Source organism: Thiemannella venezuelensis, from assembly GCF_014203605.1.
Classification (GTDB): domain Bacteria; phylum Actinomycetota; class Actinomycetes; order Streptosporangiales; family Streptosporangiaceae; genus Planomonospora_A; species Planomonospora_A venezuelensis.
In genome coordinates this window covers 69619-91686 of sequence record NZ_JACHJJ010000002.1, presented here as the reverse complement: position 1 = coordinate 91686, position 22068 = coordinate 69619, and the positions used below count along the sequence as shown (strand labels likewise).

Sequence of the window (22068 nt, the reverse complement as noted above, 5' to 3'; positions counted from 1 at the left end):
AAAGATGTGCCCGTGCCTCGTCATCTCGACAGCCGGCTCGAGAGCGCGGAGACCGATGATGATGTCCTGGTCGAGGTGCTGTACCAGGAGTTCGGTGCTCCCCTGCTCCGGCATGTACGCAAGGCCACCGGCAACGATCTGCAGTGGGCCGAGGACGTCGTCCAGGAGACGATCGTCCGGGCCTGGCGAAACGCGGGGAGGTTGCACCGGGAACCGGGCCTGCTCTGGGCCTGGCTCCTCACCGTCGCCCGCCGTATCGTCATCGACGGCCGTCGCAGGCGGGGGGCTCGGCCTCAGGAGGTCGAACCCGCCGACGCGGACGCCGTCTCCGTTCCCGACGGGTCGGAGCGCGCGCTGGAGGCGATGATCGTCGCCGACGCTCTCCTCGATCTGTCCGAAGAACACCGTGAAGTCATCGAGCACACTTACCTACGGGACCGTACGATTGGTGAGGCGGCGGAGATTCTCGGAATCCCGCCCGGCACTGTCAAGTCCCGGCTCTACTACGGGATCCGCGCACTGCGCGGGATCCTGAAGGAGAGAGGTGTCGCGAGCTGATGTCCCCCTCCTCGCGCGATGTGCACGAAGACGTGGCGGCGTACGCCCTCGGCGTGCTCGACGAAGAGGATCACCAGGCGTTCGAGCGCCACCTCATGTCGTGTGAGGAGTGCCAGGCCGAGCTCCGGGAACTGAGCGAGGTTCCCGGCCTGCTCGACGCGGTCCGGCAGGACCGCTCCAACTCCCTCACCGGTACCGACGACGACCGCGCCTCGCGCTGATCCCGGCCCCGGCCGGCCTCAGCCCCGGCGCCACTCCCCCGAGGTGAGCGCGCCCGCCGCCTGCGGGCCCATGAGCCCGAGCCCTCCGTCCACGAACAGGCTCGCCCCGGTGACGTACGACGAGGCGGGGCTCGCGAGGAAGGCGACGACGGCGGCCACCTCGCGGGCGTCGCCCGGCCGGTCGATCGGGTAGCCCGGCCGGCTCCCGGGCTCCGGCGGCTGGTCCTCCTGGCCGGTCATCGGGGTGGCGATCTCACCCGGCGCGACGGTGTTCACCGTGATCCCGTACGGCGCCAGCTCCAGCGCCAGCACCCGGCTCAGCATCCGCAGGCCCCCCTTCGCCGCGCAGTACGGCCCGGCCCCGACCCGGGGATGCTCCTCGTGGACGCTCGTCACGTTGACCACGCGGCCCCCGCGACCTGCGGCGATCATGCGCCGGACCGCCCGCTGGGCGCACAGGAACGCGCCGTCGAGGTCCACCGCGAGCACCGACCGCCACTGCTCGAATCCCATCTCCATCAGCGGCGTGCCGCTGCCGGTCCCGGCGTTGTTGACCAGGACGCCGACGCCGCCCAGCTCCCCGGCCAGCTCGTCCACCGCGGCGGCGGCCCTCTCCGGGTCGGTCAGGTCGTGCCGGCGCACCGCCGCCGCGCGGCCCTTCCCGCGGACCAGCCCGGCCGTCTCCTCGGCGCCCTCCCCGTCGCTGTGGAAGGTGATGCCCACGTCGAAGCCCTGCCCGGCCAGGGCCACGGCGGTCGCCTTGCCGATGCCGGAGTCCGCCCCGGTGACGATCGCGATCCGGTCGTACCCGGCGCGGGAGATCGGCGCCTCGCTCATGGTCGTCCCTCTCTGGGAAAGCCCGTGCCGCACGGAGCGCCCGGGAGCCGCGGAGGCTCCGGCGCCACGCCGGCGCGGAGTGGCGCGAGCATGGATTTCACGGGGTCGCAGGGGCCGGGGCCGTCATGCGCTCCCGCCCAGGTGCCGGAGGAACCAGTCGCGGGCCAGCTCCGCCGCGGCCTCCAGGGTCCCGGGCTCCTCGAACAGGTGGGTGGCACCGGGGACGACCTCCAGGCGGTTCTCGCAGCGCAGCCGCTCCCGCGCGACCTCGTTGAGTTCGAGCACCTGCCCGTCGCGGCCGCCCACGATGAGCAGGGTGGGGGCGGTGACGTCGGCCAGCCGGGGTCCCGCGAGGTCGGGCCGCCCGCCCCGGGACACCACCGCGGCGACGCCCTCCTTCCCGCCGTCCTCCCCACCGCCTCCGCGTCCGCCGCCCGGCGCGTCCGCCGGGCGGTCCCTTCCCGCGGCCGCCCACAGCGCCGCCGCGGCTCCGGTGCTGGCCCCGAAGTACCCGACGCGGGGCACGGGCAGGTGACCGCGCAGCCAGCCGGTGACCCGCACGAGCCGTCCGGCGAGCAGGGGGATGTCGAAGACGTTGGCGCGGTCGTCCTCCTCCTCGGGGGTGAGCAGGTCGAACAGGAGCGTGCCCAGCCCGGCGTCGTTCAGGGCGCCCGCCACGTAGCGGTTGCGCGGGCTGTGCCGGCTGCTCCCGCTGCCGTGCACGAACACCACGACCCCGGCGGCCCCGGCGGGGACCGTGAGCGTCCCGGGCAGCGCCGCCTCCCCCATGGGGATCCGCACCTCCCATGCCTCTCCCGGCCCCGCGTCCGCTCCCGGCACGGATCTCCGAAACCCGCCCGACTCCATCTCGGCCTCCAGTCACCGCCCCCGACGGTCAGGTGCTACCCGGGCCGTCCCCGTCACGGCAGGTGGTACCCGGGCCGTCCCCCGTCATGCGGCCCCGCACCGCCCGCCCCGCGAGAGCCGCGGCCAGGGCCAGGCAGAGCCAGGCGGACCAGTCGCCCCAGCTCGTGTAGAGGGTCCCGGTCCCGCTCACCGGGACGGCCGCGGTGACGGTCACGATGGAGCGGCCCCGGGCCTCGCCCTCGGCGAGCACGCGCCCGTAGGGGTCGCTGACCGTCAGGGCGCCGTCGGCCGCGCTGCGTGCGACCGCGAAGCCGTTCTCCACGCCCCGCGTCACGGCGATCCGGGAGTGCTGCCAGGCGTCGAGCCCGAAGTCCAGCGCGGGCACGAGCATGACCGTGGCGCCGCCGCGGCGGTTCTCCCTGGCCAGGCCGGGGAAGTCCAGGTCCTTGCAGATCGCCACACCGGACCCGCCGAGGACGAGGGCCTCGTCTCCCGGTTCGTACGGCTCGGCGCCGGGCACCATGTGCCGCTTGCGGTAGACCTGCGGAGGGCCTCCCGCGGCGGGGAAGACCATGGCCGTGTTGCGGCGGGCGTCGGTGACGATCACCCCGGCGACGATGTCCATCCGCCGCTCCCCGGCCAGTGCGGCCAGCGGACCGGTGATCAGCGGGAGGTCGGCCTCGCCGGTGATGAAAGCGCCCTCCGCCAGCACCGCCACGTCCGTGTCCCGGGGCAGGGCGCGCAGGTGCGCCAGCATGTCGCGGAGCTTCTCGGCGCCCCGGGGCGTGCCGACCGGAGCCCAGTCCCCCCGCAGCCCGGCGGCCAGCAGCGCCACGTTCCGGTGCGGGCCGCCGGGCGCGGCGAGCCGTACGGTTCCGTAGGTCACCGCCGCGGCGAGCAGCGCCGACACCGTGAGGCCCACACCCAGGCGGGCGCGCCCGGGCGTCCCCGGGGTGAGGACCGCGGCGGCGGCCGCCGGGACCCCGGCCACCGCGAACGTGACGCCCCACACGCCGGTGAGCGAGGCGAGCTGGAGCACCGGCAGCACCCCGGCCTGGCTGTAGGCCAGGCTCCACAGCGCCCCGTCGGGCCCGAGGAGTGAGACCAGGTACTCACCGCTCACCCAGACCGCGGGCACGGACAGCGCGGCCGCCCCCGGCCTGCCCCGCCGCAGCAGGCCGCGGAAGAGCAGCACGGCCGAGACCGCCAGCAGGGCCGGGACCACCACGCTGAGCAGCGCGACCGGGAGCGGGACCTCCAGCCGGTCCCGCTGCAGGGTCCACAGGTTCAGGCCGCCGATGCCCCAGGCCGCGAACGCCGCGGCGGCCGCGGTGAGCGGGGACACCCGGGGCGCCAGCAGCAGCACCGGCAGGGGCGCCAGCCAGGTGAGCCACGGCAGCGGGGTCAGCCCGGTGCCGGAGAACAGCAGGGCGGCGGAGACGGCGGTGCCGGCGAGGACGGAAAGCACAGTGGGGACGGAAAGCGCGGCGGGAGCGCCCGGTGGGCGCGCGGAGGGCGGCACCGAGGGCGGCGCCGAGGGTGGAACGGCGGAATCGGACGGGCGCATCGCGGGGCTCTCCTCGGGAGGCGGGCTTCGGGAGGACCGGCCCCGGAAGCCGGGTTTCCGGGGGCGGGCTTCGAATGCTGCCGGTGGGAGGGCCCTCGGGGGATCGCCGCGGAGAGTGAACCCGTCCTCATTCCCAGGAGTGAGCGCCCGCGACGACGAGGCCCGACTCGTAGGCGAAGACCACCGCCTGCGCCCGGTCGCGCAGCCCCAGCTTGGCCAGCAGGTTGCTGACGTGGGTCTTGACGGTGTGCTCGCTCACGTGCAGCCCCGCGGCGATCTCGGCGTTGGACATCCCCCGCGCCACCCGCTCCAGCGTCTCCCGTTCCCGCGCGGTCAGCTCGCCGAGCCGGGCCTTCAGCCGGGGTACGGCGCCGCCCCGCCCCACCAGGTCGGCGATCAGCCGCCGCGTCACCGCCGGGGCCAGGAGGGCCTCCCCCGCGGCGACCACGCGGACGGCGGCGACCAGCTCGTCCCGGTGGGCGTCCTTCAGCAGGAAGCCGCTGGCCCCGGCCCGCAGCACGGCGTAGACGTACTCGTCGAGGTCGAACATGGTCAGCGCCAGGACCCTGGCATCGGTGCGCTCGCAGATCCGGGCCGTCGCCTCGACGCCGTCCATGTTCGGCATCCGGATGTCCATCAGCACCACGTCGGGACCCAGTTCCACCGCCCGCCGGACGGCCTCGGCGCCGTCGGCGGCCTCGCCGACGACCGTGATACCGGGCTGGGCGTCCAGGATCAGGGAGAAGCCGCCGCGGAACAGGTCCTGGTCATCGACGACGAGCACGCGCAGCATCGGCGGACCGCTCCTCTCCGGTCGGCGGCGTCACGGCGGCGGGCCGTTCCCCTCCGGGTGGAGAAGGCTCCTCAACGGCGGGCGGCGTCTCCTCGCCGAGCGGCAGCGTCGCGACGACGGTGAACCCTCCGCCCGATCCCTCGTCCCGTCCCGCACCCGCCCGCAGCGTACCGCCGCACGCCGTGACCCGTTCCCGCATGCCGATCAGGCCGTACCCGGCCGTGACCCCGGCGGGGTCCGGGCCGCGGCCGTCGTCGGTCACCTCGATCCGCAGGACCCCCGGCGACCAGCGGAGCCGTACCCGCGCGGTGGTGGCCCCCGCGTGCCGGAGCGTGTTCGTCAGCGACTCCTGGACGAGCCGGTAGGCCGCCGTGTCGACGTCGGCGGGGAGCGGCGCGGCCTCGCCCTGGGACTCGACGGCCACCTCCAGCCCGGCCCGCCGGAACCGCCCGGCCAGGCGCTCCACCTCGCCCAGGCCCGGCGCCGGCGCGAGCCCGCCGCCATCGCCGTCACCGCGTACGCTGCCGTCGTCATCGGCGTCACCGCCCCTGCCCTCGCCCGGCCGCAACGCGCCCAGGACGCGGCGGAGCTGGCCGACCGCCTCCCGGCCGGTCCGCGCGATCGCGTCGAACGCCGCCTCGGCCCGGTCCGGGTCGGCCCGCACCACCAGGGAGCCCGCGTCGGCCTGGACGACCATGATGCCGACCGAGTGCGTCAGGACGTCGTGCATGTCGCGGGCGATGCGGGTGCGCTCGTGCGCGGCGGCCGCCGCCCGCTCCTCCTCCAGCCTGCGGGTGCGCTCCTCCAGCGCGGCGATCTCGGCCCGCCGCGCCCGCGCACCGGCCCCCAGCGCCCAGGCGGCCGCGAACGCCATGCCGACGTAACCGAAGGAGTCCGGCGTCTCCCCCGGGAGAACGAGGGAGACGACCAGCAGCGCCGCACCCGCGACCGAGCTCAGCAGGCGCTCCCGCCGGGCGCTGAGCGCCGCCACCGTGTACACCGCCACCAGCGCGCCGTACGGCAGTGGCGGCAACGCGTGGACCAGCGCGAGCCCGGTCGTCGCGGCGCACACCACCGAGGCGGTGAGAACGGGCGCCGTCCGCCGCCACAGCAGCGGTACCGACGCCCCGAGCACCAGCGCCGCCACCCCGGGACCCCCGTGGGCCCACCCCAGCCCGGACCAGAGGCCGGCGACGGCCACCGCACCGGCGATCGCGGCGTCCACGGTGACCGGCGGAACCCCGGAGAACCCGGCGGCCCGCCGCCCCGGGGACGGGGTCGGTGGAGCCGGCAACGCGTCACCTCCCGGGACCGAATCCATGATCGGCTCCCAGTATCGGGGGATCCGCCGGGAGCGCGGTAGCCCCGCCCGGCGGCCCGGCCGGTCAGGGCCGCCGGAGGTCCGGGCCGGGCGACCGGGCGCCGTAAGGTCAGACGAAGGCGGCGACGAGGTCGGCGAACTCCTCCGGAGTGGCGATGCGCACGCCCAGCGAGGCCGCCTTGTCCCGCTTGGAGCCGGCCTTCTCGCCCGCCACGAGCAGGGAGGTGCGTGCCGAGACGCTGGAGGAGGCCCTGCCTCCGGCCCGCTCGATCAGCTCGTTCATCTGGGTGCGGGACAGCGCCTCCAGCGGGCCGCTCATCGAACCGGTCACCACGACGGCCATCCCGGCGAGCGGCAGCTCCGCCGCGGGAGCCGCCTGTGCCACCTCCGCCCCCTCCAGGTCCTCCGTCCCGTCCGGCACGGCGCCGGGCGCGGTCACCCCGGGCTCGGTCATGTTGACGCCCGCCGCCACCAGCTTCCCGATGAGCGGGGCGAGCTCGGCGAGCTCCTCCACCAGCAGCGCGGCCTTCTCCGGCCCGACGCCCTCCACGGCCTGGAGCGCCTCGGCGTCCGCGGCGCGGACGGCGTCCATCGAGCCGAAGTGGCGGGCGATCCGCCGCGACATCGACCGGCCGGTCCCCCGGACGCCCAGCGCACAGAACACCTTGTTCAGCGGCTTGCCCTTGGCCTGCTCGATGGCCGCCAGCAGGTTGTCGGTGCTGGTGCTCCCCATCCGGTCCAGGGTGAGCAGCTGCTCGCGGGTGAGGGTGAACAGGTCGGCGAAGTCGGTGACCAGCCCGGCGTCGACGAGCTGCACGACACGGGTCTGGCCCAGCCCCTCGATGTCGAGCTGGTCGCGCCCGGCCGCGTAGCTCACCGAGGCGACCGCGTGGCAGGCCCGGCCGCGGGCGCACCGCCAGCGCTGCTGGGAGACGTCGAGGTCGCCGCCGCACCGGGGGCAGGCCTCGGGGAAGGCGATCGGCTGCTCGTCGCCGGTCCGCAGGTGCACCACCGGGGCCTGGACCCGCGGGATCACGTCGCCCGCCTTGTAGACGGTCACGGAGTCGCCGAGCATGAGGCCGCGGCGGGCGATGTCGGCCGGGTTGTGCAGCGTGGCGTAGGTGACCACGCTGCCGTCCAGCCGGACCGGCTCCAGCACCGCGCGCGGCGCGATGATCCCGGTGCGGCCGACGTTCCACTCCACGCCGAGCAACCTGGTGATCTTCTCGACGGCCGGGAGCTTGTAGGCGATCGCCCAGCGGGGTGCCCGCGAGCCGGATCCGGCCTGCGCCTGGTCGGCGGCCAGGTCCGCTTTGACCACGATCCCGTCGATCCCGAACGGCAGCTCGGCCCGGAGGGCGGCGACCTCCTCGATGCGGGCCTGCGCCTGCTCCACCGTGGCGACGGCGACCCCGGCGACCGGGGTGGCGCCGGTGGTCTGCACGCCGAGGGCGGCGACCAGTTCCATGATCTCGCTGTGCGGCAGCTCCCGGAGCCTCCCGGCGAGCTCGGAGCCGTCGTCGGGCGGGAGCGGGAGCGCGCCGTACCCGAAGAAGGTCATCTCGCACCGGTAGGCCCGGTCTCTGGCGCGCAGCGTCCCGGCGGCGGCGCTGCGCGGGTTGGCGAACGTCGTGCCGTCGTGGCCGGTGCGGGCCGCGTTCGCGGCCTCGAACTGGGCGGCGGTCATCAGCACCTCGCCGCGGATCTCCACCGTCACCGGCTCGGTGAGCTTCTCCGGCAGGCCGAGGACCGTGCCGATCGCGTGCGAGACGTCCTCCCCGGCCGCGCCGTCGCCGCGCGTCACGAGCTGCGCCAGCCGGCCGGCGCGGTAGCGGGCGGAGACCGCGAGCCCGTCCAGTTTCGGCTCCACGCTCCACGCCGTGACGGGCCTGCCCAGGCGTCGCTCCAGCCCGGCCGCCCAGCCGGCGAGCTCCTCGGCGGAGAACACGTTGTCCAGGCTGAGCATCGGGACGGTGTGCGGGACGTCCCCGGCCACGGCGCCGCCGGCGACCTTGCCCGTGGGCGAGCCGGGGAGCACCTGGCCGGGGTGGGCGGCCTCGTAGGCCTCGATTCCGCGGACCAGGCGGTCGTAGGCGTCGTCGTCCAGCCCGGAGTCACCGGTCCCGTAGTAGGCGGCGGCGGCCTCGACGGCCGTCCGCACGGCGCGGGCGTATTCGACCTGGTCGGCGAGAACGGTGGCAGGGGGCGCGTCAGTCATGTGCCCATCGTGCCTGCCGCCACCGACATTCCCCGCATCCCGGCTGAGAGGCCCTGGACCACCACAATCACGGCGGGTTTCGGCGCCCAGCGGGGGCGGTGGCGCGCCGGAACCGGCCCGGCCGCAGCGAACCGCGACGCAAGAGCCACCGAGCAATCGCTTGTGCAAGTCGAGCGGCTGGACTAACGTCTGGACACGTGTCCGGAAAGTTGACTGCGGAGCCCACGCGGCGACGGCTGACCGAGCGCCAGGCCGACACCGTGCGGCGCCTGACCGAGGCGGCCGTCGAGGAGGTCCGGGAGACCGGGTCCGACGGGCTGACCGTTCGCAACGTCGCCCGGCGCGCCGGGGTCGCGCCCGCCACGGCCTACACCTACTTCGCCTCCAGGAACCACCTGGTCACCGAGGTGTTCTGGCGTCGCCTGAGCGCGCTGCCGCCGGTGGAGGCCCCAGCGGAACCGCTGCCGGAGGAGGCGCGCGAGCGCGTGGTCGCGGTGCTCCGGGAGATCACGCTGCTGGTCTCGGACGAGCCGCGGCTCGCCGCGGCCTGCACGGCCGCGATGCTCGGCAACGACCCCGACGTCCAGGAGCTGCGCGCCCGGATCGGTCTGGCCGTCCGCCGCCGCCTGCGGGCCGCCCTCGGCGCGCGCGCCGACCGCAGGACCGTCGACGCGCTGGAGCTCGCCTACGCGGGCGCGCTCCTCCAGGCCGGGATGGGCCACACCTCCTACGGGGAGATGGCCGACCGGCTCGCCGACATCGCCGAGCTGATCGTGAGGTGACCACCGTGGAACCGTCCCCCCAGGCCGCGGACGATGGGGCCGTGGACGACCGGGCCGTGCGTGACCGGACCGTGGACGATGGGGCCGTGGACGACCGGACCGCGCGCGGCCCGGTCGCCTACGACCCCTACGACTACGCGATCCACGAGGACCCCTACCCCACGTACGCGCGGCTGCGGGAGGAGGCCCCCCTCTACCGCGACGACGCCCTCGGCTTCTGGGCCCTGTCGCGCCATGCCGACGTGGCGGCCGCGTTCCGGGACCACGAGCGCTACTCCAACGCCAACGGCGTCTCCCTCGACCCGAGCGCCTGGGGCCCGGACGCGCACCGGACGATGTCCTTCCTCGGCATGGACCCGCCCTCGCACACCCGGATGCGCTCCCTGGTCTCCAAGGGCTTCACCCCGCGCCGGGTCCGCGAGCTGGAGGGCGACGTCCTGCGCCTGACCCGCCGCCACCTCGGCCCGGCCCTGGAGAAGGGCGAGTTCGACTTCGTCGCCGACGTCGCGGGCAGGCTTCCGATGGACGTCGTCTGCGAGCTGATGGGCGTGCCCGAGGCCGACCGGGACGAGCTGCGCCGCCTGGCCGACCTGGTCGTCCACCGCGAGGAGGGCCTCAACGACGTCCCGCCCGCCGGGATGGAGGCCTCGCTCACCCTCGTCGGCTACTACCAGGACCTGGTCGCCGAGCGCCGCCGCAGACCCGGCGGCGACCTCACCTCCGCGCTGGTGACCGCCCAGGAGGGCCGCGACCGGCTCACCGAGGCGGAGATCATCGCGTTCCTCTTCCTGATGGTGGTGGCGGGCAACGAGACCACCACCAAGCTGCTGGCCAACGCCCTCTACTGGGGGCGGCGCAACCCGGCCCAGCTGGCCAAGCCCCTGGGCGACCCGGACCGGGTCGCCGACTGGGTGGAGGAGACGCTCCGCTACGACGCCTCCAGCCAGGCCCTCGCCCGCACCGTCACCGAGGAAACCGAGCTGCACGGCCGTACGGTGCCCGCCGGGGACCGGATGCTGCTGCTCGTCGGCGCGGCCAACCGCGACCCCCGGGCCTTCCCCGAACCGGACGCCTACGACCTCGACCGCGACACCTCGCAGATGGTCAGTTTCGGCGGCGGGCGGCACTTCTGCCTGGGCGCCGGCCTGGCGCGGCTGGAGGCGCGCATCGCGCTGACCGAGTTCGTACGGCGGGTCCGGGGCTACGAGGTCGACGAGGCGGGCGCCGTGCGCGTGCACTCGGTGAACGTCCGCGGCTTCGCCGCCCTGCCCGTCTCCGTGGACCTCCGCACCCGTCCCGACCGCACCCCGTCCTGACCGCTACCCCGTCCTGACCGCATGCCGTCCTCGTGACCGCACCCCTCCCCGAACCGGGCGGTGAACGTCTCCGCCCCCGTCCCGAACCGCGCCGTGAACCGCATTCAGTGTCTGGAGATCGCGCCCATGCCCCGATTCGAACCCCATCCGCAACGCCGTCCCGCGCTGGTCGCCGGGGCCTCCTCCGGGATCGGCGCCGCCACCGCCGTGCTACTGGCCGCCGCGGGCCATCCGGTCGCCCTCGGCGCACGCCGTACGGACCGGTGCGAGGAGATCGCCGAGACCATCCGCAAGGACGGCGGCGAGGCCGTCGCCCACCCGCTGGACGTCTCCGACTCCGGCTCGGTCGACCGCTTCGTCTCCGCCGCCGCGGCGGCCCTCGGCGATCCCGAGATCGTCGTCTCGGGCGCCGGCGACCTGGGCGCCGAGCGCGTCCACGAACTGGCCTCCGATGACTTCGCCGCGCAGCTCCAGGTCCATCTGGTGGGCGCGCACCGCCTGGTCTCCCGCGTCGTGCCCGGCATGGTCGCGCGGCGCCGGGGCGACGTGGTCCTCGTCTCCTCCGACGTCGTGCGGGCCCCGCGCACCCGGATGGGGGCGTACGTCGCGGCCAAGAACGGCGTGGAGGGCATGGCCAGGGCGCTGCAGATGGAGCTGGAGGGCACCGGGGTGCGGGCCTCGGTGGTACGGCCCGGCCCGACCATGACCGGCATGGGCATGGGCTGGGACGCGGAGACGACCGGGGAGGTCCTGGAGGAGTGGGTGAGGTGGGGCCTCGCCCGGCACCCGTACTTCCTCCGGGCCGAGGACGTCGCCGCGGTGGTCGCCGCCGTCGTCGCCGCGCCGCGCGGCACCCACCTGACGCTGGTGGAGGTCCAGCCGGAGGCGGCGGTCGCCAGGCCCCCGGCGTCCGGACCGCCTCCGGCCTCCGGAGCGGCGGGCGCGGCCCCCGCCCCGGTCCCGGAGGTGGAGCGGTGAGCCGCGCGGCGGTGGGGCGGCCTCCCGTCGTCTCCGGCGGCCCCGACCACCTGGAGGAGCTCCGCGCCGACCCGATCTCCCTGATGTGGCGGGTCCGCGAGGAGTGCGGCGACGTCGGCGAGTTCCGGCTGGCCGGGCGGCCCGTGGTGCTGCTCTCCGGCGCGGAGGCCAACGAGTTCTTCTTCCGCGCCCCCGACGAGGACCTCGACCAGGCCGAGGCGTACCCCTTCATGACGCCGATCTTCGGTGAGGGCGTCGTCTTCGACGCCACCCCGGAGCAGCGCCGGGAGGCCCTGCACAACCAGGCGCTGAAGGGCTCCTTCCTGAAGGGCCACGCCGCCACGATCGCCGCCGAGGTGGACCGGATGACCGCGGCGTGGGGCGGGGAGGGCGATATCGACCTGCTCGACTGGTTCGCCGAGCTGACCATCTACACCTCCTCGGCGTGCCTGATCGGCAAGCGGTTCCGGGAGCGGCTCGACCGGCGCTTCGCCGAGCTCTACCACGACCTGGAGCGGGGCACGGACGCGCTCGCCTACGTCGATCCGTACGCCGACATCGAGAGCTTCCGCCGCCGCGACGCGGCCCGCGTGCAGCTCGTCGCGCTCGTGCAGGAGATCATGGACGAGCGGGCCGCCGGGCCGCGCCCGCCCCGCGAGGAGCGGGACCTCCTCGACGTGCTGATGTCGATCCGGCAGGAGGACGGCTCGGAGCGGTTCTCCGCGGACCAGGTCACCGGGATGTTCATCTCGATGATGTTCGCCGGGCACCACACCACCTCCGGCACGGCCGCCTGGACGCTGATCGAGCTGCTGCGCCACCCGGACGCGCTGCGCGGGGTCGTCGCGGAGCTGGACGGCCTGTACGCGGGCGGGGCGGAGGTCAGCTTCCAGGCGCTCAGGGAGATCCCCCGGCTGGAGGCGGCGGTCAAGGAGACGCTCCGCCTGCACCCGCCGCTCATCCTGCTGCTGCGCGTGGCCAAGTCCGACCAGCAGGTGCTGGGACACCGGATCCCGGCCGGGACGATGGTCGGCTGCAGCCTGGCGGTCTCCAACCGGATCGCCTCCGACTTCCCCGACCCCCACGTCTTCGACCCGGCGCGCTACGCCGTGCCCCGCGAGGAGGACGTGCTCAACCGGTGGACGTGGGTGCCGTTCGGGGCCGGACGGCACCGCTGCGTGGGCGCGAACTTCGCGATGATCCAGCTCAAGGCGATCTTCTCGGTGCTCCTGCGGGACTGGGAGTTCTCCCTCGCCCAGGAGCCGGACTCCTACCGCAACGACCACTCGAAGATGGTCGTGCAGCTCGCCCGGCCGTGCGCGGTGCGCTACCGCAGGCGGCGGCCGTGACCGGCCCGGGGAGGCTGCCGTGAGGGTGGAGGCCGACCTGGACCTGTGCCAGGGGCACGCCGTGTGCGAGCTGGAGGCTCCGGACGTCTTCGAGGTGCCCCGGAAGGGCAAGGTCCGGGTCCTCGATCCCGGGCCGCCCGAGTCCCTGCGCCGCGAGGTCGAGGCCGCCGTCCGCTACTGCCCGACCCGGGCGCTCAAGTTGGTCCCGTGACCCCCGAACCCGCGAGGAGACCCATGCCCGCCTTCGACCGCGACGAGCTGGACGAGATGGTGAACCGGTGGCTGGAGGCCAACCGGCGCTGCGAGGAGGCGGGCGACTGGCGCCCGCTGGCCGAGTTCTACACCGAGGACGCGACCTACGGCTGGAACGTCGGCCCGGGCCGGGACTTCATGGCGGTGGGCCGGGACGAGATCCGCGATCTGGCCCTGGGTTCGGAGATGGGCGGCCTGGACGGCTGGTCGTATCCGTACCAGAGCATCCTCGTCGACGACCGCAGCGGCCAGGTGGTCGGCTTCTGGAAGCAGCTCGCCGACGCCGAACGGCCCGGCGGGGGAACCTACGAGGTGGCCGGGATCGGCGGGAGCTGGTTCCGGTACGGCGGCGGCTTCCGGTGGTCCTGGCAGCGCGACTGGTTCGACCTGGGGAACGTCACCTCGCTGTTCGTGGAGATGATGAAGGCCGGGACGCTCTCGGACGGCATGAGGCGCCGGCTGGACCGCGCCGCCTCGGGCGGGGCGGTCCCCGGCTACTACCGGCGCGGCGAGAGCCCGGTCCCCATCTGGTGACCGCCCCGGCCCGCCGGGAGGGCGCGCGCCGTACACCGCCGGTCCGCGGAGGCGTACGGCGCGGGCGGGCGCGGTCAGGCGGGCACGTGCGGGGTGCCGTCGCGCATCGGCGGGAAGCGGAAGCGGGCGGCCGTGGTCCCCCGGGTCATGCGGGTGATCTCGGCCTCCCCCACCGGTTCGGTCTCCTCGTCGATGACGACCTCCCAGCGGCAGTGCGGGACCCGCCCGGCCGGCGCGCGGGGCGGGCGGTGGACCGGGCGGATGCGGGCGCGCGGGTTGACCGCCTGGGCGGTCCAGTCGAAGGTGCCGTCCTCGATGTGGTGGCACATGCCGCGGATCGACCGCTCCCCGAACGGCTCGACGTCCAGCAGCGCCCCGCAGGTGCGGAGCTGGAAGAAGCCGTGGGTCTCGGAGACCAGCTCGTACTCCACGTCCATGTAGTGCTGGGCGAAGCCGGGGTCGAGCTGGAGGCACTTGAAGATCGCCGAGACGCCGTCCCCCTCGATCCTCATGATCTCCCGGATGCGGTCGGTGTAGATCGGGCTGGCGCCTCGCCACTCGTCGATGGCGATCTCCTCGACCACGCGCTGGCCGTACCGCAGGCCCACCGCGGTGAGGGCGGCGCGGTCGAGCAGGTGAACGATCAGGCCGTACTCCCGGACGAGGCGGACCAGTGCCTCCTTCGAGAGGTCCTCGAAGCGGAAGCCCGGATCGAATTCTCCGGAATAGTCCTTGCGTTCCGTCATGGGGCGAACTGTAGTCTGGACACGTGTCCAGAACAACCGGTCGCTTGCTCGGTAACTCGTCACCGCTCCTGATCGACGGCGGACTCCTCCCCGGCCGTCACCGCTTCGAGACCGTCGACCCGGCGACCGAGGAGGTCCTGGGCGAGGCCGCCGACGCCACCCGCGAGGACATGGACCACGCGATCGCCGCCGCCCGCCGCGCCTTCGACGACTCGGGCTGGGCCACCGACCCGGCCCTGCGCGTCCGCTGCCTGCGGCAGCTCTCCGAGGCGCTCACCCGCCACGCGGGCGAGCTGCGCGAGCTCACCGTCGCCGAGGCCGGCGCGCCCAGGTTCCTGACGTACGGCGCGCAGCTCGACGCGCCCGTCGCCGACCTGGCCTGGTTCGCCGGCCTCGCCGAGCGCTACGCCTGGGAGCACGACCTCGGGCGGGCCTCGCCCATGGGCATGGCCAGCGACCGGCGCGTGGTCCGCGAGCCGGTGGGCGTGGTCGGAGCGATCACCCCGTGGAACTTCCCGCACCAGATCAACCTGGCCAAGCTGGGACCGGCGCTCGCCGCCGGGAACACGGTCGTGCTCAAGCCCGCCCCCGACACGCCCTGGTGCGCGGCCGCGCTCGGCGTGGTCGTCGCCGAGGAGACCGACATCCCGCCCGGCGTCGTCAACGTCGTCACCGGCGCCGACCACGTCCTCGGGGCGATGCTCTCCGCCGACCCCCGGGTGGACCTGGTCTCCTTCACCGGCTCCACGCAGACCGGCCGCGCCGTCATGCGCGAGGCGGCGGAGACCCTCAAGAGGGTCTTCCTGGAGCTGGGCGGCAAGTCCGCCTTCATCGTGCTCGACGACGCCGACCTGCGCGGCGCCTGCTCCTACGCCGCCTTCACCGCCGTCACCCACGCCGGGCAGGGCTGCGCGATCACCACCCGGCTGCTCGTCCCCCGCGCCCGGTACGGCGAGGCCGTGGAGATCACCGCCGCCGCGATGGCGAAGCTCGGCACCGGCGACCCCCGCGACGACCGCACGGTCTGCGGCCCGGTCATCTCCGCCCGGCAGCGGGAGCGGATCGAGGGCTACCTGGATCTCGCGCGCTCCGAGGGCGGGTCGTTCGCCACCGGGGGCGGCCGGCCGCCGGGGCGGGACAAGGGCTTCTGGATCGAGCCGACCCTGGTCACCGGGCTGACCAACGACTCCCGCACCGCGCGGGAGGAGATCTTCGGCCCGGTGCTGGTGATCATGCCGCACGACGGCGACGACGACGCCGTGCGGATCGCGAACGACTCGCCGTACGGGCTCTCGGGAGCGGTGCACGGCGGCGACCCGGAGCGGGCGCGGGCGGTGGCCCGGCGGCTGCGGACCGGGACCGTCAGCGTCAACGGCGGCGTCTGGTACGGCGCGGACGTGCCGTTCGGCGGCTACAAGCAGTCGGGGATCGGCCGCGAGATGGGCGTGGCCGGGTTCGAGGAGTACCTGGAGACCAAGGCGATCGCGGAGATCGCGCCGGCCGGGGGCGCGGGGGCCCGGACCGGGAAGGGGACCGGGGACGCGGGGAGAGCCGCGGCCGCCGGGGAAGGAGCCGTATGAGCCGTTTCGAGGGCGGCCGTTTCGAGGGCGGCCGTTTCGAGGGCAGGGTGGCGATCGTCACCGGCGCCGCGCAGGGCATCGGCGAGGCGTACGCGCGGGCGCTGGCCGCGGAGGGCGCGAGCGTGGTGATCGCCGACGTCGGCGAGCGGGGCGCGGCCGTCGCCGAGGAGGTCGGGGGACTGTACGTCCACACCGACGTCTCCGACCCCGCCTCGGTCCAGGCCATGGCCGACGCGGCGGCCGGGCGCTTCGGCGGCATCGACTACCTGGTCAACAACGCCGCGATCTTCGGCACCATGCGGCTGGACTTCCTGTTCACCGTGGACTGGGACTACTACAAGCGGTTCATGGCGGTGAACATGGACGGCGCGCTGCTGTGCGCCCGCGCCGTCCGGCCGCACCTGGAGCGGCGCGGCGGCGGGGCGATCGTCAACCAGTCGTCCACCGCGGCCTGGCAGTACTCCGGCTTCTACGGCCTGGCCAAGGCGGGGGTCAACGGGATCACCCAGCAGCTCGCCCACGAGCTCGGCGGCATGGGGATCCGGGTCAACGCGATCGCGCCCGGCCCGATCGACACCGAGGCCAACCGCGCGGTCGTGCCGGAGGGCATGGTGAAGAAGATCGTCCGCGACAAGCTGGCGCTCAAGCGGCTGGGCACGCCGGAGGACCTGACCGGGATGTGCCTGTTCCTGCTCTCGGACGAGGCGTCCTGGATCACCGGGCAGATCTTCAACGTCGACGGCGGCGAGGTGTTCCGCTCTTGACCGCCGCTGCCGCCCCCGGCCCGCACGACCCGCCCCGCGGGAACGGGCCGTCGGATGCGAACGTGCCGTACGGCTTCATCGGGCTGGGCCAGATGGGCGCCCCCATGGCGCGGCACCTGACCGGCCGCGGCCTCGTCGTCCACGACACCCGGCCGGAGGCCGTCGCCCCGCTGGTGGACGGCGGAGCCAGGGCCGCGGCGAGCCCCGCCGAGGTCGCCGCCGCCTGCCGGATCATCTCGATCATGGTCAGGGACGACGCCCAGGTGGACGAGGTCGCGGCCGGGATCCTCCCCGCGGCGGCCCCCGGCACGATCCTCGCGGTCCACTCGACGATCCGGCCGGGCACCGCGCAGGCGCTCGCCGAGCGGGCGCGGCCGTACCGGGTCGAGGTCGTCGACGCGCCGGTCAGCGGCGGCTTCATGGGCGCCGAGGCGGGCACCCTCGCCGTCATGGTCGGCGGCGCCGAGGAGGCCTTCGCCCGCTGCCGGGAGCCCTTCGGCGCCTGGGCCGACCTCGTCCTGCACATGGGGCCGGTCGGTGCGGGCACCCGGGCCAAGCTCGCCCGCAACCTGCTGCACTTCACCGCGTTCGCCGCCGCCGCCGAGGCGCAGCGGCTCGCCGAGGCGGCCGGGATCTCGCTGCGCAGGCTCGCCCGGGTGGTCAGGCACTCCGACGCCGTCACCGGCGGGCCGGGCGCGATCATGATCCGCCCCGCCACCGCGCCGCTCGGCCCCGGCGACCCGCTGTACGGGATCATGGAGCACGTGCTGGCGCTCGGCGAGAAGGACCTGTCCCTCGCCCTCGACCTGGCCGCCGAGCACGGCGTCGACACCCCCCTGGCCCGGCTCGCGCTCGCCCGGCTCGCCGATGGCCTCGGCCTCCCCGCCCGCATGACCACGACCCCCGAGGAGACACGGTGAGCGACGAGCGACGGCGGCGCGGGCTGGAGATGATGCGCCAGGTCTACGGCTGGGAGGTCGGCGACGCCCCCGGCGACTTCTTCGGCATCACCGTCGACCACCTCTTCGCCGAGATCTGGACCCGCCCCGGTCTCTCGATGCGCGACCGGCGGCTCCTGCTGATCGGCATGCTGGCCGGTCAGGGCCTCAACGACGTGCTCGACATCCAGATCCCGGCGGCCCTGGCCAACGCCGAGCTCTCCCCCGACGAGCTCCGCGAGGTGGCCGTCTTCCTCACCCACTACATCGGCTGGCCGCTCGGCGCCCGGCTGAGCGTCCAGATCGACGGCCTGATCGCCAAACACGAGCGGGCCGCACGCGAGCCGCGGGACTGACCCGCTCCCCCGCTGGGCCGGAGCGCCGCGGGCGCATCCGGTAGCGGCCGTGCGGGAGCACCGCCCGCGCGGCCGCGTGTGTCGCAGATCACTCTCCGCACCACCCTCACCACCCTCAGGCAGGCCCGGGTGCCGCCGAAAGAGAGGAGGAAAGCCGACGCCGTACGGCGTCCTGTGAGGGATGGGGCGAATGAAACGTCTGTCCGGACTTCTCCTCGGCGGCCTGGTCCTCGCCTCCGCCTCCTCCGCGGCCGTTCCCGGGCCCGCCCTGGCCGCGTCCCCCGCGCCCGCGCTCGCCCCCTCCCCCGCACTGGCCCCCTCCCATGCACTGGCCGCGTCCGCACCGGCGGGCCCGCAGGGGCTGGACGTCAGCTCCTACCAGCCGAACGTCTCCTGGACGTCGGTGTACGGCGCGGGCGGGCGGTTCGCCTACGTCAAGGCCACCGAGTCGCTGACCTACCGCAACCCCTCCTTCGCCGCCCAGTACTCGGGCGCCCGGCAGGCCGGCCTGATCAGGGGCGCCTACCACTTCGCGCTCCCGCACAAGTCCGGCGGCGCCGCCCAGGCCGACTACTTCGTCCGGAACGGCGGCGGCTGGACCGCCGACGGCCGGACCCTGCCCGGCGCGCTCGACATCGAGTTCAACCCCTACCGGTCCTCCAACGGCCTGGACACGTGCTACGGGCTCTCCCCCGCCCGGATGACCGGCTGGATCCGCGACTTCAGCGACCGCTACCTCGCCCTGACCGGCCGGCGGCCCGTCATCTACACCAACGCCTACTGGTGGCAGACCTGCACCGGCGGGAGCGCCGCCTTCGGCGACCATCCGCTCTGGATCGCCCGCTACTCCTCCTCCGTCGGCGCACTCCCCTCGGGCTGGACCCGGCACACCATCTGGCAGTACGCCGACTCCGGCGTCTTCCCCGGCGACCAGAACGCCTTCAACGGCACCTACGAGCAGCTCAGGCAGCTCGCCACCGGTCAGGGCGCCGCCGTGCCCGCCAAGACCACCGCCCCCGCCAAGACCACCGTGCCCGCCAAGACCACCGCCCCCGCCAAGACCACCGTGCCCGCCAAGACCACCGCGAGCGGCACGGCCAAGGCCGCCACCCGCGTCTCCTTCGTCACCACCGGACCCGACCCGATCCGGCGCGGCCGGAAGATGACGGTCGTCGGCACCCTGAGCCAGTACACCGCCTCCGGCACCCGGCAGGCCGCCGCCAGGCAGAAGGTCTCCATCATGTTCAGGTCCCGCGGCTCGGCGGCCTGGCGTACGGCGGGCACCGTCACGACCGCCGCCGACGGCACGTTCCGCAAGGCGGTCACGGCGGGCCGGGACGGAACCTGGCAGGCCGTCTACAAGGGCGACGCCCGGCGCCTGGCCGCCAGGAGCGGCACCGACTACGTCGACGTCCGCTGACGCCCGGCGGACTCCGGCGCGGGCCCTCCGCCGGAGTCCGGCCCCCGAGCCGGACACCTCCGGCCGGGACTCAGCGCAGCACTTCGGCGAGCCGGTCGCAGCTCTCGCCGACGCCGCGCTCCATCGGGGAGGCCAGCACGGCGTCGCGGACCTCCCTCGACGGGAAGGTCAGCGTGCCGGTGAGCGTCGTCGTGCCGCCCTGCTCGGTGAGGACCGTGGTGACGAGCGTCTCGCCCGGGAACCACCGGTCGTCGTACGACTCGGTGAACACCAGGCGTCCGGGCGGCGCGACCTCCCGGTACACGCCCCTGCTGCCCATCTCCTCGCCGCCGGGGCCCCGGGACACGAAGCGCCAGGCACCGCCCACCCGCAGGTCGACCTCGCAGACGACCAGGTTCCAGCCGCGCGCGCCGTACCAGCGCCTGAGCAGCTCGGGCCTGGTCCACGCGTCGAAGACCAGCCGGCGCGGCGCGGCGAACCGCCGCGTCAGCACGATCTCCGTGTCCGCCGGTGTCGTCACCGTCAGCGCCGCGGAGTCCTTCATGAGTGACATCAGTGGTCTCCCGGTCGCCGGTCGCCGCCCTCGGCGCTCTTCAGCTCGTCGAGCAGCGTGTCGAGGCGCTGGAAGCTCTCCTCCCAGTAACCCCGGTAGTCCTCCAGCCAGCCGGCCGCGTCCCTGAGCGGGCGCGCCTCGAGCCGGCACGGCCGCCGCTGCGCGTCGCGGCCGCGCGAGACGAGGCCGGCCCGCTCCAGCACCTTGAGGTGCTTGGAGATCGCCGGCTGGCTCATGGCGAACGGCGCGGCCAGCTCCGTCACGGTGGCCTCGCCCGAGGCCAGCCGGGCGAGGATCGCCCGGCGGGTCGGGTCGGCCAGCGCCGCGAAGGTCGCGTCGAGCTCGTCAGTGTCCATACATTCATAACCTCTTAGTTGTATAACTGATTGGTTTTATACACGCACCCGCTCCGGACCGTCAACCCCCGGCCCGCAGGCCGCCCCGCCGGCGCCGGTACGGCGGAGCAGGAACACGACGGCCCCAGAGGGCTCCTGCCGATCCGATCGCCGGAAAGATCTCATGAACCGCGGCGGATCTCACTAGGGTGGCGGCGAGGCGCTCATCTCCCGACCGTCACCGGAGCGCGGGCCCCCGCCCCGGCCGGGCCGCGCGTCTGCGGCGGCACCACCCCCAGGAGGCATGACCGTGCGAACCCGGGTGATCCCCGCTCTCGTCCTCGCCCTGCTCACGACCGGCTCTGTCGCCCTTCCGGCCGGAGCGCGGACCGCCCCGCCCGCCCCGCCCGCCCCGCCCGCCGCAGCGGCCGAAGACCCCCTTCTCTCCAGGCTCAAGGCCGTTCCCGGCCTGAGCGTGGTCTCCGAGACCCAGCCGTCCGGCTACCGGTTCTTCGTCCTCACCTTCACCCAGCCGGTGGACCACCGCGACCCCGGCAAGGGCACCTACCAGCAGCGGCTCACCCTGCTGCACCGCGCCGAGACCGCTCCGGTGGTGCTCTTCACCGGCGGATACGGCCTGCCGGTGAACCCGGCCGCCTCCCGGACCGAGCCGACCCGGCTGCTCGACGGCAACCAGGTCTCGGTCGAGCACCGTTTCTTCCGCTCGTCCCGGCCGGACCCGGCGGACTGGCGCAAACTCGACATCTGGCAGGAGGCCAGCGACGAGCACCGCATCGTCCAGGCGCTCAAGACGGTCTACAGCGGCAAGTGGATCCAGACGGGTGCGAGCAAGGGCGGCATGACCTCGGTCTACCACCGGCGCTTCTACCCCGGCGACGTGGACGGCGTGGTGGCCTACGTCGCCCCGAACGACCGGGTCAACCCCGCCGACCGCGCCTACGACGCGTTCTTCGCGAACGTCGGCGACGCGGCCTGCCGCAGCGCGCTGGACACCGTGCAGAAGGAGGCGCTCAGGCGCCGCGACCGGCTGGTGCCCAGGCTGGAGGCGTACGCCGCGCAGAACGGCTACACCTTCACCCGGACGCTGGGCACCGCCGACCGGTCGTTCGAGATGACGGTGCTCGACACGGTGTGGGCGTTCTGGCAGTACTCCACCGCGGCCGACTGCGCGGCCGTGCCGCCCGCCACCGCCTCCGACGACGAGCTCTACGCCTGGATCGACTCCGTGGCGGGCTGGTCGTTCTACACCGACCAGGGCATCGAGTACTACACGCCGTACTACTACCAGGCGGCCACCCAGCTCGGCTGGCCCGAGCTGAAGTTCCGGCACCTGCGCGGCCTGACCCGCCACCGCGGCCTCTACCAGCCCAACTCGGTCCTGCCCGCCGAGCTGCGCTCCCGGCACGATCCGCGGCCGATGCCGGACGTGGACCGCTGGGTGCGGACGCGGTCCAGCCGGATGATGTTCGTCTACGGCGAGAACGACCCGTGGGGCGCGGAGCGGTTCACCCCCAGCAGGAACGACTCCCACCTGTACGTCGCGCCGGGGGCCAACCACGGGGCGGACATCGCCGCCCTGGCCGAGGGCGACCGCGAGGCGGCGACGGCGACCCTGCGCCGCTGGGCCGGGGTGGCCGGCGCGCCGCCGGCCATGCGGAGCGCGCCGCCGTCCGTCCCCGACGACGACATGCTCCCCGGCCGCCGGACGTTCTGAGCCGCCGGACGTTCCGCCGCGGGGGCGATCCCACCGCCGGGCCCACCG

23 protein-coding genes are annotated in these 22068 nt (G+C 74.6%); 14 read left to right on the top strand and 9 right to left on the bottom strand.

The genetic code is table 11. The features are described 5' to 3' along the window. Positions 1 to 12 precede the first annotated feature (12 nt). Positions 13 to 558 (top strand): sigma-70 family RNA polymerase sigma factor, encoded by a 546-nt coding sequence (locus FHS22_RS03940; protein WP_184938502.1) that lies wholly within the window; start codon positions 13 to 15, stop codon positions 556 to 558. After that, positions 558 to 779 (top strand): zf-HC2 domain-containing protein, encoded by a 222-nt coding sequence (locus tag FHS22_RS03935; protein WP_184938500.1) that lies wholly within the window; start codon positions 558 to 560, stop codon positions 777 to 779. The genes FHS22_RS03940 and FHS22_RS03935 overlap by 1 nt, the downstream gene beginning before the upstream one ends. Before the next feature lie 18 nt (positions 780 to 797). Here FHS22_RS03935 and FHS22_RS03930 read toward each other — a convergent pair whose 3' ends face one another. The 6 genes from FHS22_RS03930 to ligA form a co-directional block, all read right to left on the bottom strand. Continuing rightward, entirely contained in the window at positions 798 to 1616 is an 819-nt protein-coding gene (locus tag FHS22_RS03930) for an SDR family oxidoreductase (protein WP_184938498.1), read from the bottom strand. A 123-nt stretch (positions 1617 to 1739) separates the two neighbouring features. After that, a complete protein-coding gene (locus FHS22_RS03925; RefSeq protein ID WP_338047581.1) occupies positions 1740 to 2417 on the bottom strand; it encodes a dienelactone hydrolase family protein in 678 nt (225 codons plus the stop codon). Between the two features lie 94 nt (positions 2418 to 2511). Then, a complete protein-coding gene (locus tag FHS22_RS03920) occupies positions 2512 to 3951 on the bottom strand; it encodes a nitrilase-related carbon-nitrogen hydrolase (protein ID WP_184938496.1) in 1440 nt (479 codons plus the stop codon). Between the two features lie 226 nt (positions 3952 to 4177). After that, positions 4178 to 4843 (bottom strand): response regulator, encoded by a 666-nt coding sequence (locus tag FHS22_RS03915; RefSeq protein WP_184938494.1) that lies wholly within the window; start codon positions 4841 to 4843, stop codon positions 4178 to 4180. Next, positions 4818 to 6137: a sensor histidine kinase gene (locus tag FHS22_RS03910; RefSeq protein WP_184938492.1), complete on the bottom strand. Its 1320-nt coding sequence runs from the start codon at positions 6135 to 6137 to the stop codon at positions 4818 to 4820. Before FHS22_RS03910 ends, FHS22_RS03915 begins: the two co-directional genes overlap by 26 nt. A gap of 136 nt (positions 6138 to 6273) precedes the next feature. Beyond that, positions 6274 to 8382, bottom strand: coding sequence for an NAD-dependent DNA ligase LigA (gene ligA, locus FHS22_RS03905; protein WP_184938490.1), 2109 nt, complete (start codon positions 8380 to 8382; stop codon positions 6274 to 6276). 197 nt (positions 8383 to 8579) lie between these two features. Here ligA and FHS22_RS03900 point away from each other — a divergent pair, with 197 nt between their 5' ends. From FHS22_RS03900 to FHS22_RS03875, 6 genes are all read left to right on the top strand, one after another. Further along, a complete protein-coding gene (locus FHS22_RS03900; protein WP_338047580.1) occupies positions 8580 to 9164 on the top strand; it encodes a TetR/AcrR family transcriptional regulator in 585 nt (194 codons plus the stop codon). A gap of 5 nt (positions 9165 to 9169) precedes the next feature. Then, positions 9170 to 10480 (top strand): cytochrome P450, encoded by a 1311-nt coding sequence (locus tag FHS22_RS03895; protein WP_338047579.1) that lies wholly within the window; start codon positions 9170 to 9172, stop codon positions 10478 to 10480. A 126-nt stretch (positions 10481 to 10606) separates the two neighbouring features. Continuing rightward, the gene (locus FHS22_RS03890; RefSeq protein ID WP_184938489.1) at positions 10607 to 11458 is read left to right on the top strand and encodes an SDR family oxidoreductase; all 852 of its coding nucleotides are present in this window, start codon (positions 10607 to 10609) and stop codon (positions 11456 to 11458) included. Continuing rightward, entirely contained in the window at positions 11455 to 12807 is a 1353-nt protein-coding gene (locus FHS22_RS03885; protein WP_338047578.1) for a cytochrome P450, read from the top strand. Before FHS22_RS03890 ends, FHS22_RS03885 begins: the two co-directional genes overlap by 4 nt. Positions 12808 to 12826: 19 nt before the next feature. After that, positions 12827 to 13018, top strand: a complete 192-nt coding sequence (locus FHS22_RS03880; RefSeq protein WP_184938487.1) for a ferredoxin — start codon at positions 12827 to 12829, stop codon at positions 13016 to 13018. A gap of 23 nt (positions 13019 to 13041) precedes the next feature. Then, positions 13042 to 13593 (top strand): Cif family virulence factor, encoded by a 552-nt coding sequence (locus FHS22_RS03875; RefSeq protein WP_184938485.1) that lies wholly within the window; start codon positions 13042 to 13044, stop codon positions 13591 to 13593. Between the two features lie 74 nt (positions 13594 to 13667). Here the strand turns inward: FHS22_RS03875 and FHS22_RS03870 are convergent, their stop codons facing one another. Continuing rightward, entirely contained in the window at positions 13668 to 14339 is a 672-nt protein-coding gene (locus FHS22_RS03870) for a hypothetical protein (protein WP_184938483.1), read from the bottom strand. 44 nt (positions 14340 to 14383) lie between these two features. Between FHS22_RS03870 and FHS22_RS03865 the strand changes: the two genes are divergently transcribed. The 5 genes from FHS22_RS03865 (at position 14384) to FHS22_RS38890 (ending at position 19397) form a co-directional block, all read left to right on the top strand. Continuing rightward, positions 14384 to 15919 (top strand): aldehyde dehydrogenase, encoded by a 1536-nt coding sequence (locus FHS22_RS03865; RefSeq protein ID WP_184938481.1) that lies wholly within the window; start codon positions 14384 to 14386, stop codon positions 15917 to 15919. Next, positions 15916 to 16683, top strand: a complete 768-nt coding sequence (locus FHS22_RS03860) for an SDR family oxidoreductase (RefSeq protein ID WP_184938480.1) — start codon at positions 15916 to 15918, stop codon at positions 16681 to 16683. Before FHS22_RS03865 ends, FHS22_RS03860 begins: the two co-directional genes overlap by 4 nt. After that, a complete protein-coding gene (locus FHS22_RS03855; RefSeq protein ID WP_221473203.1) occupies positions 16680 to 17603 on the top strand; it encodes an NAD(P)-dependent oxidoreductase in 924 nt (307 codons plus the stop codon). The genes FHS22_RS03860 and FHS22_RS03855 overlap by 4 nt, the downstream gene beginning before the upstream one ends. Further along, positions 17600 to 17977: a carboxymuconolactone decarboxylase family protein gene (locus FHS22_RS03850; protein WP_338047577.1), complete on the top strand. Its 378-nt coding sequence runs from the start codon at positions 17600 to 17602 to the stop codon at positions 17975 to 17977. Before FHS22_RS03855 ends, FHS22_RS03850 begins: the two co-directional genes overlap by 4 nt. Positions 17978 to 18167: 190 nt before the next feature. Continuing rightward, positions 18168 to 19397, top strand: a complete 1230-nt coding sequence (locus FHS22_RS38890) for a lysozyme (protein WP_275955129.1) — start codon at positions 18168 to 18170, stop codon at positions 19395 to 19397. A 70-nt stretch (positions 19398 to 19467) separates the two neighbouring features. Here the strand turns inward: FHS22_RS38890 and FHS22_RS03840 are convergent, their stop codons facing one another. Together FHS22_RS03840 and FHS22_RS03835 are read right to left on the bottom strand one after the other, a co-directional pair. Further along, positions 19468 to 19950 carry an SRPBCC family protein gene (locus FHS22_RS03840; RefSeq protein WP_221473202.1) on the bottom strand — a complete coding sequence of 161 codons (483 nt, stop codon included), beginning with the start codon at positions 19948 to 19950 and terminating at the stop codon, positions 19468 to 19470. After that, positions 19950 to 20306, bottom strand: coding sequence for an ArsR/SmtB family transcription factor (locus FHS22_RS03835; protein ID WP_184938477.1), 357 nt, complete (start codon positions 20304 to 20306; stop codon positions 19950 to 19952). Before FHS22_RS03835 ends, FHS22_RS03840 begins: the two co-directional genes overlap by 1 nt. A gap of 283 nt (positions 20307 to 20589) precedes the next feature. On the opposite strand from FHS22_RS03835, the gene FHS22_RS03830 reads away from it, so the two are divergent. Continuing rightward, positions 20590 to 22020 carry a S28 family serine protease gene (locus FHS22_RS03830; RefSeq protein ID WP_184938476.1) on the top strand — a complete coding sequence of 477 codons (1431 nt, stop codon included), beginning with the start codon at positions 20590 to 20592 and terminating at the stop codon, positions 22018 to 22020. Positions 22021 to 22068 lie beyond the last annotated feature (48 nt).

Excerpts from the sequence above, each read along its gene's own strand:
- FHS22_RS03840 (WP_221473202.1), bottom strand. The coding sequence starts at position 19,950 with ATGTCACTCATGAAGGACTCCGCGGCGCTGACGGTGACGACACCGGCG.
- FHS22_RS03915 (WP_184938494.1), bottom strand. The coding sequence starts at position 4,843 with ATGCTGCGCGTGCTCGTCGTCGATGACCAGGACCTGTTCCGCGGCGGC.
- FHS22_RS03830 (WP_184938476.1), top strand. The coding sequence starts at position 20,590 with ATGACCGTGCGAACCCGGGTGATCCCCGCTCTCGTCCTCGCCCTGCTC.
- FHS22_RS03870 (WP_184938483.1), bottom strand. The coding sequence starts at position 14,339 with ATGACGGAACGCAAGGACTATTCCGGAGAATTCGATCCGGGCTTCCGC.
- FHS22_RS03930 (WP_184938498.1), bottom strand. The coding sequence starts at position 1,616 with ATGAGCGAGGCGCCGATCTCCCGCGCCGGGTACGACCGGATCGCGATC.
- FHS22_RS03835 (WP_184938477.1), bottom strand. The coding sequence starts at position 20,306 with ATGGACACTGACGAGCTCGACGCGACCTTCGCGGCGCTGGCCGACCCG.
- FHS22_RS03935 (WP_184938500.1), top strand. The coding sequence starts at position 558 with ATGTCCCCCTCCTCGCGCGATGTGCACGAAGACGTGGCGGCGTACGCC.
- ligA (WP_184938490.1), bottom strand. The coding sequence starts at position 8,382 with ATGACTGACGCGCCCCCTGCCACCGTTCTCGCCGACCAGGTCGAATAC.
- FHS22_RS38890 (WP_275955129.1), top strand. The coding sequence starts at position 18,168 with ATGAAACGTCTGTCCGGACTTCTCCTCGGCGGCCTGGTCCTCGCCTCC.
- FHS22_RS03890 (WP_184938489.1), top strand. The coding sequence starts at position 10,607 with ATGCCCCGATTCGAACCCCATCCGCAACGCCGTCCCGCGCTGGTCGCC.
- FHS22_RS03860 (WP_184938480.1), top strand. The coding sequence starts at position 15,916 with ATGAGCCGTTTCGAGGGCGGCCGTTTCGAGGGCGGCCGTTTCGAGGGC.
- FHS22_RS03875 (WP_184938485.1), top strand. The coding sequence starts at position 13,042 with ATGCCCGCCTTCGACCGCGACGAGCTGGACGAGATGGTGAACCGGTGG.